The following is a 13317-nucleotide window of genomic DNA, read 5'->3' as shown; positions in this document are numbered from 1 at the left end:
TTTTGACGCAAGGTGGCCCCGCCACACGCAAATGTAAAGCCGCCCAAAAATCTGGATCCTTATGATTTCTGGTAGAAACTTAATGATCCAGATTTTTGTTTTGCCCCTTGCCGGGCGGCGGCTCCCCCGCCTTGGCCGCCGCCTCACTGGTGGCTTGAGGGGAATGATCCATGAGATCATTCCCCTCTCTAAACCCTTGTCCTGACCGCGAATTTCCGGCTATGCAAGGCTATGCGTTCCGAACCCGCCCTGATCGACGCCTATCATCGCCGCATCTCCTATGTGCGGATTTCGGTGACGGACCGCTGCGACCTGCGCTGCACCTACTGCATGTCAGAGAGACAGACTTTTCTCCCTCGTGAAAATTTACTGAGTTTTGAAGAACTTGAACGCCTGTCCCTGTTCCTGATTGATCAGGGCGTGACGCGGCTGCGCATCACCGGCGGGGAGCCTCTGGTGCGGCGGGGAATTCTGGATTTCCTGAAACGTCTGGGCACGCAGGTGCATACGGGGCGTCTGAAAGAGCTGACCCTGACCACCAATGGCACGCTTCTGGCCGAGGCGGCGCCGCATCTGGCTGAGGCCGGTATTCGGCGCATCAATGTGTCTTTGGACAGCGTGGATGCCGACACCTTCCGCCGCATTACGCGCGGTGGCGACCTCAAAAAAGTGCTGGACGGCATCACGACGGCGCAAAAAGCGGGCCTGAAGGTCAAGCTGAATACGGTCGCCCTGCAACAGGATAATCGTGCCCATCTGCCGGAGATGATCCGCTTTGCGCACGCCAACGGCATGGATATCTCGCTGATCGAAACCATGCCGCTGGGCGAAGAGATCGCCGGGCGCGAAGACCAGTTCGTGTCCCTGCGCGACGTGATGGCCGATTTGCAAAGCTTCTGGGACATCACGCCTTTGAGCGACACGACGGGCGGGCCGTCGCGCTATTACCACGTGGCGGAAACCGGCGGCCGACTGGGGCTGATCACGCCACTTAGCCATAATTTCTGCGACACCTGCAACCGCGTGCGTATTACCTGCACCGGACAACTCTATATGTGCCTGGGTCAGGACGACCATGTCGATTTGCGCGCCGCCCTGCGCGCAGACGCCAGCAATGCCGCCCTCAGTGCCGCCCTGTCCGAGGCCCTGCGCCATAAGCCTAAGGCACACGACTTTTTCATCGGGGCGCAGGCCCCGCACACCGCCTACACGCCGCGCCGGACCATGTCCGTCACCGGAGGATAGAATGGAACTAACGGATAAAGAAAAATCGTATATCGGCGCGGGGCGCATAGACTTCGAGCGGTCGTTCAAGCCGGTCAATATCGCCGTCCTCACCGTGTCGGACAGCCGCACGCGCGACACCGACACCTCCGGTGACCTGCTGGACGCGCGCATCACGGCGGCAGGGCATCACGTGGCGGCGCGCGAGCTGGTGCGCGACGACAAGGAGCATATCCGCACGGTCATCACCAACTGGATCGACTCCGGTAATGTCGATGTCATCATCTCGACCGGCGGTACGGGTATTACCGGGCGCGACGTGACCCCCGAAGCGGTCGAGCCTCTGTTCGACAAACGTATCGAAGGCTTTTCGACCATCTTCCATATGGTCAGTTTTCAGACCGTGGGTCTGTCCACCCTGCAATCGCGGGCGCTGGCCGGGATCATCCGCGGCGTCTTCGTCTTCTGCCTGCCGGGGTCGAACGGCGCGTGCAAGGATGGCTGGGACAAGGTCATCCGCTGGCAGCTCGATTCGCGCCACGGCCCGTGCAACATGGTCGAACTGATGCCGAGGCTGCTGGAAAAATGACGCGCAAGGGTATCCCCGTTGATGAGGCCGTTACGTTTATGCGCGCGGCGGCTCCGGCACCGCAGACGCGCAAGGTCGCCCTGTCGAAGGCGCTGGGCCGTGTCCTCAGCGAGCCGGTCATCGCCACGCGCGATCAGCCGCCGTTTGATGCCTCGGCCATGGATGGCTATGCCATCTGCAAGTCGCTGACCGACCCGGTGGCGCAGGGCGCGCCGCTGCGCCTGATCGGTGAAAGTGCCGCCGGGCGGCGCTTCGGGGGCCGTGTCGAATGGGGCGAATGCGTGCGCATCTATACCGGCGCGCCGGTCCCTGACGGGGCGAAGGCCGTGGTCATTCAGGAAAACGTCCGCGTCACCGATATGGGCGTGTTTATCGAGCCCGACGGCTGGAACGACCCCAAGACGCATATCCGCCCCAGAGGTCAGGACTTCAAGGCCGGGCATGAGCTGCTGTCGGCGGGGGTGCGCCTCGATGCCTGGCGGCTGTCTCTGGCGGCGGCGGCCGGTCAGAAGACACTAAAAGTGGCGCGCCGCCCGCGCATCGCTATCCTTTCGACCGGCGACGAACTGGTCGCGCCGGGAAGCGAGCCGCGCGAGGATCAGATTTTTGAGTCCGGCTCCTTTGCGCTATTGGCCATGTGCCGTCAGTGGGGGGCGAAGGCCAGCTTTATTGGCGTTGAAAGCGATGATCTGGACGGTATTCACGACGCACTGAAAGACACCGAGGCCGACCTGATCGTCACCATCGGCGGGGCCAGTGTCGGCGACTATGATTTGGTCAAACCGGCGCTGGAGCGGCTGGGGCTTCAGATCGACTTCGGCAGCGTCAATATCCGGCCGGGTAAGCCGACCTGGACGGGTGCGCTCAGCGACGGTCGCCGCGTGCTGGGCCTGCCCGGCAATCCGGCCTCCAGCATGGTGTGCGCGCAACTGTTCCTCAAGCCGTGGATCGAGGCGGCGTTAGGCCAGCCGCCAAGAGAGACGCCCCTGTGTCTACCTGCCGCCGTCGATATCGCTGCCAATGGCCCGCGCGAAACCTGGCTGAGGGGACGCATTGTGACGGACGACAAGGGCTGCCCGGCCCTGCGGCCCTTTGCCGATCAGGACTCGTCGCTGATCGCCGTCTTTGCCCAAAGTGACGTGCTGATCCGCCGCCTGCCCCATGCGCCAGCGATCAAGGCGGGCGATCTGCTGACCTATGTGCCTTTAGACAGATACTGAAAACACGCGATTGACCCCCGACGCGGGCTGACCGACTATGCGGCACCGTTCACTGCTCAGGGGAGTTGCCATGTCCACCGTCGAATCCACCGCCCGCCCGCCGCTTCTGGAGCGCATCAAGGGCATCCTGCTGCGTCCGTCGCCGGAGTGGGAAACAATCGCCAGCGAGCCGACCAGCAAGGCCGCCCTGACCACTGGCTATGTGATGATTCTGGCGGCTATCCCGGCCATTGCCGGCTTTGTCGGCAACAGTCTGGTCGGTATGTCCTTTATGGGCATCAGCAGCAAGTTACCGGTGGTCAGCGGCCTGATCATTGCGGTGGTGGGCTATGTGCTGTCGATCGTGTCGGTCTATATCGCGGCCTTTGTCATCAACGCGCTGGCCCCCAATTTTGGCGGCGTCAAAAACGATGTGCAGGCCTTCAAGGTCGCGGCCTATGCGATGACGGCCGGGTGGCTGGCGGGGATTTTCGCCCTGCTGCCGCTGCTGGGGGCGCTGGGTCTGCTGGGGCTTTATGGTCTCTACCTGCTGTACACCGGTCTGCCGCGCCTGATGCAGTCGCCCAAGGAAAAAAGCATGGGCTACACGGCGGTGGTTGTCGTGGCCATGATCGTCATTCAACTGATCATCGGCGGCATTACCGGAGCCATTATGGCAACGGGGATGATGGCGGGCGGGGCGCCGAACCTGACCGGTCAGATGAAGGTCGATACGCCCAACGGCTCGGTGCAGGTCAATGGCAATGACCTCGAAGCGGCCGCGAAGAAGATGGAGGCCGCGGCCAGAGCCATGGAAGAGGGCAAGGCCACCCCGGCGGTGGAGCCGGCCAAGCTCGACGCCCTGCTGCCCGCCACCTTCATCGGCGCGGCCAAGAGCGAGGCCGGGGCCTCCGGCGGCGGTACGGGCAGCTATTCGGCCTCCGAAGCGCACGCCGTCTATGCGCAGGGCGACAAGCGCGTTGAGCTGAAGGTGTCTGATATCGGGGCCATGGGGGCGCTGGCGGCCTTTGGTACGGCGATGAACGTGTCGTCGTCCAGCCAGAGTGGCAACAGCTACGAAAAGGTCCACTCGGACAAGGGTCGGATCATCAGCGAAAAGTGGGACGGCGATGCGCAGTCGGGCAGCTATTCCGTGGTCATCGGTGAGCGTCTGGTGATCGAAGCCAGCGGCAAGGCCGATATGGCGACGTTAAAGGCCGCCGTGGCCGCCATCAACGAAGGTCAGGCGCTGAGCTTAGTGAAGTGAGCTGAGCCAGTTGTCATAAACGTCATAGATGCCGGCGCGGGTGAGGGTCGAATGGCCTTCGCCCGCCATACGTTTGAAGGTCTTGGGCTGCGGGGCCAGCGCATACAGGCGCTCACCGTGCGCAAAGGGGATCATGTCGTCGCGGTCGCCATGTACAATCAGGATCGGCATATGCACAAAGCCGATACGGTCGCGGTTGGCAAACTTGTCCAGCATCAGCCACTGCACCGGGACGTAGGGGTAACGCTCCTGAGCTACGTCAGACGCCGCCGTGAACGGGGCTTCGAGGATCAGGCCCTTGGCCGGGCGCTGGGTTGCCACATAGGTCGCCACGCCTGAGCCCAGCGAATGGCCGTGAATGACGATCTGCTGCGGCTGATAGCCTGCCTTTTTCAGCCAGTCATAGGCGACCAGCCCGTCCATGAACAATCCGTCTTCGGTCGGTTTACCCGTTGAACCGGAAAAGCCGCGATAGGCCAGCGCCAGAAAGCCGTCGCCACGTTTCGACATCGCAATATGGCGGTGGCTTTGTTCGTCCAGCCGTCGCCCTTGCCCCGCAAACAGCAGATAGATGGGCCTGCCCGGTTTGGGCGGCAGATACCAGGCCTGAAGCGTCTCGCCATCCGGCGTTTTAAGCCGCAGGTCCTGAATGCCCGGCACTTCGGCGAGGTTGGGCCGGATATCGGCGTGCGGGGCCAGATAGAGCTTGTCGCGCTGTACCACAAACAGGTAGCCGCAGGCCCCCGCATAGGCCAGACCCGCCATCAGAACCAGCGCCATCAGCAGCCGTCCGATCCACCTCATCAACGTTTTCATAAAGTCCCCATCCGTCCGTTCTGCACCCCTTATCATTAGGGACGGTGACAGCCGGATTACAAGGGGCGGTCAGGTGCTTTTTCGCACCTGCACAGGCGTCGCCTTGAAGGACGGGGTGCGGCTGCGCGGATCGACCGCCGTGCCGGTCAGCACATTGGCTTCCGGATAGTAGGCCATGACCGAACCGCGCGCCAGATCGAAGACCCGCACCCGCGCGCCGTTCATCACGCCGTGTTCGGACTCCACCACCACGGCATCGCCATCGCTAAGGCCCAGCCCGGCCATGTCTTCGGCATTCATCATCACGTCTAGGCGGTCCATACCGCGATAGCTGTCCGTGCGCTCATAGATGATCGAGTTGAACTGCCCCTCTGAGCGCACGGTGGTCAGAAGGAGCGCCCCCGGCACCGGCGGCAGGTCGCGCACGATAAAGCGCCCGCGCCCGGAAGCGGTTTTGAACGCCGGCGCGTGCAGGATGCGGCCGCGGATATGGAATTCGCGTTTGGCAATGTCGATATCCGCCAGATCCTCCAGACCCGGCACGATGCGCGCAATGGCTTCGCGTATGGTGCGATGCTGTTTGAAGGCTTCGAAATCGACCGGACTGTCGGGCAGCAGTCGCCGTGCCAGCTCACACAGGATTTCTGTTTCCGGCCGCACCGATTTCAGCCGGCAGATGCCACCATCGCTGAGCCGCACGAAGTTGAACATGGATTCCTGCGTCGTCGGTTGCCACTCCTCGTCGCGCGCCGTGACCGGCAGGATCAGGGCTTCGCTGTCGTCGTGGCCGTGGATGTGGCCGCGATTGAGCGTGGTGGTCAGGAACAGCTTGAAGCCGATCCGCGCAAAGGCCGCCTCGGCAAAGGCGCTGTTGGGATTGGCCTCATACAGGTTGCCGCCCATGATCAGGGCGGCGTCGATTTCCCCGCGATGCGCCGCCTCCATGCCACGCATGGTGTCGAGCCCCTTTTCGCGCGGCAGAGTAACCCCCAGTGTCTCTTCCATGCGCGCCATCACCTCGGCGGCCAGCACCGGCTTGACGCCGATGGTGCCGATACCCTGCACATTGGAATGGCCGCGCAGGGGCAGGAGCCCCGCCCCCGGCCGCCCGATCTGCCCGCGCACGAGGCACAGATTGGCGATATATTCGACATTATCGACGCCATTGAGGTGATGCGTAATGCCCATGCCCCAGGCGATCACCGCCGACTTGGCCCGCGCATAAAGACCCGCTACCCGTTCGATGTCGGCCTGAGTCAGACCCGCGCGCGCCTCGATCTCCGTCCAGTCGGTGGCCGCAATATCGGCGCGCAAGGCCGCAAAACCCTCCGTATGATCGGCGATAAAATCGTCGTCCTGTGCCCCGCTGTCCAGTACCGCCTTGATCAGCCCCTTGAGCACGGCAAGGTCTGACCCGATGCGCGGTTGCAGATAGTCAGAGGCGATCCAGTCGCCGCCCGACACCATCGACTTCACGCTTTTCGGCAAGGCAAAGCGCACCAGCCCCGGCTCCTTGGCCGGGTTGATGATCACCACCTCGCCGCCGCGATCCCTCACACCTTTGAGTTTGTGAATAAAGCGTGGATGGTTGGACGACGGATTGGCCCCGATAACCAGAATGAAGTCGCAGCGGTCGAGGTCTTCCATCTCCACCGTCGCCGTGCCGGTGCCGATGGTGCTGTCGAGCCCGACCCCCGTCGCCTGATGGCAGTAGTAGGAGCAGTTGTTGACATTGTTGGTGCCATAGAGCCGCGCCAGCAATTGCAGCACAAACCCCGCTTCGTTCGACGAACGCCCCGACGAATAGAAGAAGCTGCGCTCAGGCTTCGTCGCCGCAAACCGCTGCGTCGCCAGATCGAGCGCAAAGTCCCAGTCCACGGGCACATAGCGGTCCGAGCCCGCCGCCTTATAGATGGGAAAGGCCAGCCGCCCCAGATGCTCCAGCTCATGCCCGTCCAGTTCGCGCAGGTCCGACAGGCTGTGGTCGATCACCTCCGGCGGGATGCCCGGCTGAATATCGGTCGATTGCGCCTGAATCGACTTGTTGCACACCGAGGGGAATTCCCCCGCCTCATTGGTCATGCCGCCCTTTTGCCCGCCCATACCCAGCGCGCAGGCCTTGCAGGCATTTTTGGCCGTCAGCGCCTTGGCCGTATTGTCGAGGCCGATGCGCGTGGCGGTTTTCAGGGCGTACAGCACCTTTTTGGCGCCACCGCCGACGACGGGTTTGCTCGGTTTGTTCATAGGGCCAGTCTATCGCCCCGGACAGGCGAGGTATAGCGGAATGATTTCTACTGGAATCATTCCGCTCAAGCCGCCATTGAGGCGGCGGCCAAGGTGGCGGAGCCACCGCCCGGCGAGGGGCTAAACAAAAATCTAGATCATTATATTTCTACCAGAAATCATAATGATCTAGCGGGAAGCGAGGGGCCGGGGCACGGCCCCTGCACCCGAAAATAAAATCTATCCCCCCTGTTTTGGCGCGGTCTATGCTCGTCAAATGACCCAGACGCAAAGCCCCTCACGCCCCTTGTCCGCCGAAGACCGGCGTAAGCGTCTGCGCGCCTTTGCCGACCGTATGCTGATCGGTCTCGATAAGCTCGATGATCCCGAAACCGGCGAAGACATTGAAAAAGGTATTCGTCGCGCCCTGATGATCGAACGCCTCTATGCGCGCGTCGATGCCGCCGAAGGGCGCGGCTGGCGCTACGCCGTCGAAGCGACCCCGCGTCGTGACGCGCCCAGACCGGCGGTATCACTTGGCCCCGTAGATGCCCAGACGATGGCGCACACTCAGGCTGAGATCGCCGCCCGCGCTTTGGCCCTGAAACCTCAGCCGAGCATGTCGCGTGAGCAGATCGAAGAGATGTTGCAGATGCTGGGCGGGCTGATGTCCGATGAGGAGATCGACGCCCTGCTTACCGCCGAGGATGACGACAGTTCGTAAAATTACCCCCTCTCCGTCAGGGGAGGGGGTGGGGCGGCTTACCCCACCATATCGTCGCTGAGCGGTTCGCCGCGTCCAATGTCACGGGTGGCCGGTTTGCCCAGAATGTCCCACAGGCGCGCGGGTGGCAGGCCCAGCCCCGGACGCACGGAGCGCACATTGGCCTTGGTGAACACATCCCCCGCCTTGACATCCTCAACCACATAGAGCGAGCGGCGGAAGGTCTTCGAGCCGCGCTCAGAGCCCAGCGTGTCGTAATGGACGTGCCCCAGCGCCGCCCAGGCGTCCTTGCAGTCCTTCACCAGCGCGGTGAATTCCGCCGGTTCCAATGAAAAGCCTGAATCTGGCCCGCCATCGGCGCGCGCCAGCGTGAAGTGCTTTTCGATGACACAGCCGCCGACCGCAATCGCCGCCACCGAAGCCGCCGTGCCGAACGTATGGTCGCTGAGGCCCGACGGGCAGCCGAACTTCGCCCCCAGATCGGGGACGACGCGCACATTGGCGTCGCGGATGTCGGCGGGGTATTCGCTGACGCAGTGTAAAAGCACGATTTCACCCGTGCCGTACTGACGCGCCGTGGCCACCGCCGCTTCGATTTCGGCCAGATTGGCCATGCCCGTGGACATGATCAGCGGCTTGCCCTTTGACGCGGCATAGGCGACCAGCGGCAGGTCGATCAGCTCAAACGAGGCGATCTTGAAGGCCGGCGCGCCCAGATCATTGAGAAAATCGACCGCCGTATCGTCAAAGGGCGACGAAAACATCGTCACGCCGCGTTGGGCGGCCCGCTCAAACAAAGCCGGGTGCCAGTCCCAGGGCGTATGGGCTTCCTCATAGAGGTCATAGAGCGAATAGCCGTCCCACAGGCCGCCCTTCAACTGAAACTCCGGACGGTCGGATTTCAGCGTGATGGTGTCGGCAGTATAGGTCTGGAGCTTGATAGCGTCACAGCCCGTATCAGCGGCGGCATCGACCAGCGCCAGCGCCCGATCAAGCGAGCCATTATGGTTCCCCGACAGCTCGCAGATGATGTAGGGGCTGTGGGCCGTGCCGATCTTGCGGCCGGAGATCCTGATTTCGGGTGAAGTGTCTGGAGTCATGCCTCTACCTTATACCTCCCCAGCTTGCTGGGGAGGGGGACCATTGGCGGAGCCAATGGTGGTGGGGGTGCTTAAGCGGAAGCCCCGCGCTCAATGTGTACCACTGTGAGCCCCCCACCGTCTGCGAAACCGCTGGTTTCGCATCCCATCGCTTGCGAAAGCTATACTTTCGCTGTGCTATACCCGCCAGTAAACTGGGGGCGTATGAAAAGAGGCAACTCATCTAAGCACCTCTTTCAGCGCCGCAACGACGCGCGCCGGGTCGCTGTCGGCCATGTCGGGGTAGAGCGGCAGCGACAGGCTGGAACGGTAGAAGGCATCGGCGCCCGGCAGGTCGCGCGGGCTCGCTTGCCGCGTTTGCCAGTACGGCTGACGGTGCACGGGGATATAGTGAACCTGCGTGCCGATGCCGCGGTCGCGCAAGGCCGCCATCACCTCGGCGCGGGTCTTACCCACCGCCGCAAAGTCGATGCCGGGGGCGAACAGGTGAAACACCGGATCATCGCCCGCCGCCGGGGCTGTCCATGAGACGGGCAGATTGGTCTGAGCCAGCGCCGCCTGATAGGCCGCCACCAGCGCCTTACGCCGTTCGATAAAGCCCGGCAGGCGCTTCAGTTGCGCCACGCCCAGCGCGCAGTTGATATCCGGCAGGCGGTAGTTAAACCCCAGCGCCTGCATCTCATAGACCCACGGGCCAGTGTCGTCGCCATCACCATAGCCCAGCCCTTCAAAGCGGACCGGATCGCGCTCGATACCGTGGCTGCGCAACAGGCGCAGACGCCGCGCCAGCGCTTCGTCATTGGTGGTGATGGCCCCGCCTTCGCCGGTGGTCAGGGTCTTGACCGGATGGAAGGAGAAGTTAGCCATGTCCGAGGCCGCGCAGGCCCCGATAGTGCCTTGCGGCCCCGTGCTGCCCAGCGCGTGGCAGGCGTCTTCGATGACAAAGGCCCCACGCGCACGCGCCACAGCGGAGATATGGCCCAGATCGACCGGACGACCGGCGTAGTGGACGGGGATAACCCCGGCAAAGCGCTGCGACGGGCCGATCAGGGACAGAGCCGCGTCAAACGTCTCATCCGTAATCAGGCCGGTCAGCGGATCGACGTCGGCGAAAATCACCTGCGCCCCGCAATAAGCGACGCAATTGGCCGAGGCCGCGAAGGTGATCGACGGCACGATCACCACATCCTTGGGCGTCAGGGTCTGCGTCAGGATACACAGGTGCAGGGCCGCCGTGCCGTTCGATACGACCACGGCCTCCTTGGCCCCGACCGTGGCCGCCAGTTCGCGCTCAAAGCGTTCGACCATCGGCCCGGTGGTCAGGTAGTCGGAACGCAGGGCCTCAACCACCGCCTCTATATCGCTGTCGGCGATGGATTGGCGTCCATAGGGCAGGAACGGGGTGGTCGTCACGCGAGATAGGCCTTCATCAGGTCGCGAATACCCTCGACATCGAGGCGTTCGGGATTGATGTCGCTGGAATAGGCAAAGCCCTCATCGACCCTAACCGCGCCGGTGGTCGTGGCGGGCTGACGGGCATATTCGACGAATTCCGGCTCGATGAAATAACGATCCGGCAATTCCCAGGTCGAGCGCGAATCATCGGCGGAAATCATGATCTCGTGCAGCTTTTCGCCCGGCCGGATGCCGATGACCTTGTGGCTGGCCTGCGGGGCCATGGCCGTGGCCAGATCGCATACCGTGGTGGCCGGAATCTTGGGCACGAAGATTTCGCCGCCGCGCGTGGTCTCAAGGCACGACAGGACGAAATCGACGCCCTGATGCAACGAAATCCAGAAGCGCGTCATGCGCACATCCGTGATGGGCAGCTCGGTCGCGCCCTGCGCCAGCAGGCGGTTGAAATAGGGCACCACCGACCCGCGTGAGCCGACCACATTGCCATAGCGCACGACGCAGAAGCGCGTGCCGATATCGCCCGACAGGTTGTTGGCCGCCACGAAAATTTTGTCCGAGGCCAGCTTGGTCGCGCCATAAAGGTTGATCGGCGAACAGGCCTTATCGGTGGACAGCGCCACCACGCGCTGCACCCGCTGTTGCAGACAGGCCCAGACGACGTTTTCGGCACCGTTGACATTGGTGGCGATACATTCGGACGGATTGTATTCGGCCGCCGGCACCTGTTTCAGCGCGGCGGCGTGCACCACCACATCGACGCCGCGAAAGGCCAGCTCCAGCCGCTGCCGGTCGCGGACGTCGCCGAGGAAAAAGCGCAGTTTCGACAGCTTGTCGGCGTCATAGCGTTCTTCCAGCGCCTGACGCATTTCGTACTGCTTCAATTCGTCGCGCGAGAAGATGATCACCTTGCGCGGGTCGTAGCGGCTCAGAAGCGTCTCCACGAGCTTGCGCCCGAAACTGCCCGTCCCGCCGGTAATCAGCACCACCTTGCCCTGAACCGGGTCTCCGACCGGGGCAAATTCTCGCAAAAGGTCACTCATGACACACCCTCACGCTGTCGCAGCGTCAGTCAGGGATTGTGGCGCGCGCCGCTTTCATATTGGTTAACGGGTGCCCGGCGACGACGGAACAGATCGGACAGGGCGCAGGGGATCAGCGTCCACGGTTCGATGAAATAGCGGCTGAACAGGCGTTTGGGTTCGTGGGCAAAGCGCACCAGCCATTCAATACCCCACTGCCCGGCCCAGCGCGGCGGCGTGTACATCACCCCGGCCTCGTAATCGAAGGCCGCTCCGACCGGCAGGATGGCGCAGGCGGGCAGGCGGTCGAGCGCATTGAGAATCCACAGCTCCTGACGCGGCATCCCCATGCCGACCAGCAGCACATCGGGCTTATGCGCGGCAATGTCCTTAAGCAGGGCGTCGTTTTCGGGGCCCTTGACGTCGAAATAACCGCTGCGCACCTCAAGCTTCACGCGCGGGTGACGGCGCAGTATGGCCTCTTTCGAAAGGCCGTTATGTTCCGGGGCCCCGCCGACATGAAACACGCGCCAGCCCTCTTGCGCAGCGCGCGCCCAGAAGTCTTCGCGGAAGTCGAGATAGGTGCAGCGATGGACGCGACTCATCTCGTGCCCCATCAGCTTGCCCCACAGGATCAGCGGGGTGGAGTCTATCTCGATCAGGTCGGCCTGTGCGTAAAAGCGGCGCATCTCGGCGCTTTTCTGAAAGAGGTAGAGGCTGTGCAGATTGTGGTTGGCGATAATGGTCTGCCGCCCGCGTGTGCCCGCGATAAAGTCCATGACCATATCGGGCGTCACGACGTCCATCTGCGCCCCCATCAGGGCGACACGATGCACAGGCAAAAGGCGGCATGAGGGTTTCATGCCGCCAGTCTATTTCAGAGCCGTTGCGATACCGCTACTAAAAAGCGTTAACGAACCCTATTCCTGCACCGGGCGTAGCGTAATCTCCACACGGCGGTTCTTGGCACGGCCTTCCGGCGTGGCGTTCGAGGCGATCGGCTGACGCGAGCCTATGCCGGCGACGAACAGGCGCTGATTGACCACGCCGCGGCTGGTCAGGTAGGCCGCCGTCGAGTTGGCGCGATCTTCCGACAGCGGCTCATTGATGGCGTCAGAGCCGGTCGAGTCGGCGTGACCGACAATATCGACATAGGTGGACGGGTACTTGTTCAGGATCGACGCCACGTCGTTCAGCACCGGGTAGAAGCTGGCGTCGATCGAGGCGCTGCCCGACGCAAAGGTCACGTCCGACGGCATGTTGAGGATGATGTTGTCGCCATTGCGCGTCACGGTGACATTGGTCCCGGCCAGCTCACGGCGCAGTTCGGCCTGCTGCTTGTCCATGTATTGCCCGACGGCCGCCCCGGCCAGAGCGCCGATACCGGCACCGATGACGGCGTTCTTGCGGCCCTGCTCACCCTTGTTGGTGTTGGTGGCGTAGCCGAGGCCTGCGCCGACGGCGGCCCCGATGAGGGCATTGGTCTTGGTGTTGTCGCGCACGACTTCGCCGGTGACCGGGTCAGTGGTGGTGCAGGCGGCGGTCATCAAGGCGACACCCGCCAGGGCGATCAGAGCCTTATTACGCATAGTTGTCTCTCCAGTGTGCTGTGCGTTGCGGCGACAGGCGCCGTTGTTTCCCATTAAACACTTTCGGATGAACCTAGGATGAAGCCCATAAACAGCCAATATTCGGGAAATAAGGATTGACCGCAAATCCGGTAAATTTCAGGCGCGCGCC

General features: G+C 62.8%; 12 protein-coding genes. 5 read left to right on the top strand and 7 right to left on the bottom strand.

What is annotated here, in order from left to right:
- Positions 1–231: 231 nt before the first annotated feature.
- The 4 genes from moaA (at position 232) to EM6_RS07925 (ending at position 4279) form a co-directional block, all read left to right on the top strand.
- Complete coding sequence (moaA, locus tag EM6_RS07940) at positions 232–1245, top strand: GTP 3',8-cyclase MoaA (protein WP_126421701.1); 1014 nt, start codon at positions 232–234, stop codon at positions 1243–1245.
- 1 nt (position 1246) lies between these two features.
- A complete protein-coding gene (moaB, locus tag EM6_RS07935) occupies positions 1247–1813 on the top strand; it encodes a molybdenum cofactor biosynthesis protein B (protein ID WP_126421699.1) in 567 nt (188 codons plus the stop codon).
- Positions 1810–3033, top strand: a complete 1224-nt coding sequence (glp, locus tag EM6_RS07930; RefSeq protein ID WP_126421697.1) for a gephyrin-like molybdotransferase Glp — start codon at positions 1810–1812, stop codon at positions 3031–3033. Before moaB ends, glp begins: the two co-directional genes overlap by 4 nt.
- 70 nt (positions 3034–3103) lie before the next feature.
- On the top strand, positions 3104–4279 hold the full coding sequence (locus EM6_RS07925; protein WP_172961164.1) for a Yip1 family protein: 1176 nt from the start codon (positions 3104–3106) through the stop codon (positions 4277–4279).
- Here the strand turns inward: EM6_RS07925 and EM6_RS07920 are convergent.
- Both EM6_RS07920 and EM6_RS07915 read right to left on the bottom strand, forming a co-directional pair.
- Entirely contained in the window at positions 4268–5095 is an 828-nt protein-coding gene (locus EM6_RS07920; RefSeq protein WP_232037025.1) for an alpha/beta hydrolase, read from the bottom strand. The genes EM6_RS07925 and EM6_RS07920 overlap by 12 nt on opposite strands.
- A gap of 69 nt (positions 5096–5164) precedes the next feature.
- Complete coding sequence (locus tag EM6_RS07915) at positions 5165–7339, bottom strand: FdhF/YdeP family oxidoreductase (protein ID WP_126421691.1); 2175 nt, start codon at positions 7337–7339, stop codon at positions 5165–5167.
- 256 nt (positions 7340–7595) lie between these two features.
- On the opposite strand from EM6_RS07915, the gene EM6_RS07910 reads away from it, so the two are divergent.
- Positions 7596–8042 carry a hypothetical protein gene (locus EM6_RS07910; RefSeq protein WP_126421689.1) on the top strand — a complete coding sequence of 149 codons (447 nt, stop codon included), beginning with the start codon at positions 7596–7598 and terminating at the stop codon, positions 8040–8042.
- 38 nt (positions 8043–8080) lie between these two features.
- Here the strand turns inward: EM6_RS07910 and pseI are convergent, their stop codons facing one another.
- The 5 genes from pseI to EM6_RS07885 form a co-directional block, all read right to left on the bottom strand.
- Positions 8081–9142: a pseudaminic acid synthase gene (gene pseI / locus EM6_RS07905; protein ID WP_126421687.1), complete on the bottom strand. Its 1062-nt coding sequence runs from the start codon at positions 9140–9142 to the stop codon at positions 8081–8083.
- 219 nt (positions 9143–9361) lie between these two features.
- On the bottom strand, positions 9362–10555 hold the full coding sequence (gene pseC / locus EM6_RS07900) for a UDP-4-amino-4,6-dideoxy-N-acetyl-beta-L-altrosamine transaminase (protein WP_126421685.1): 1194 nt from the start codon (positions 10553–10555) through the stop codon (positions 9362–9364).
- Positions 10552–11598, bottom strand: coding sequence for a UDP-N-acetylglucosamine 4,6-dehydratase (inverting) (pseB, locus tag EM6_RS07895; RefSeq protein ID WP_126421683.1), 1047 nt, complete (start codon positions 11596–11598; stop codon positions 10552–10554). Before pseB ends, pseC begins: the two co-directional genes overlap by 4 nt.
- Positions 11599–11627: 29 nt before the next feature.
- Complete coding sequence (locus EM6_RS07890) at positions 11628–12440, bottom strand: WecB/TagA/CpsF family glycosyltransferase (RefSeq protein ID WP_126421681.1); 813 nt, start codon at positions 12438–12440, stop codon at positions 11628–11630.
- 57 nt (positions 12441–12497) lie between these two features.
- Positions 12498–13166 (bottom strand): OmpA family protein, encoded by a 669-nt coding sequence (locus EM6_RS07885; RefSeq protein WP_126421679.1) that lies wholly within the window; start codon positions 13164–13166, stop codon positions 12498–12500.
- Positions 13167–13317: the final 151 nt, after the last annotated feature.

Origin of the sequence: Asticcacaulis excentricus (assembly GCF_003966695.1) — a bacterium.
Taxonomy (GTDB): domain Bacteria; phylum Pseudomonadota; class Alphaproteobacteria; order Caulobacterales; family Caulobacteraceae; genus Asticcacaulis; species Asticcacaulis excentricus_A.
Note: the sequence above shows the minus strand (reverse complement) of the source record. Positions and strands in the feature narration are given on the sequence as shown.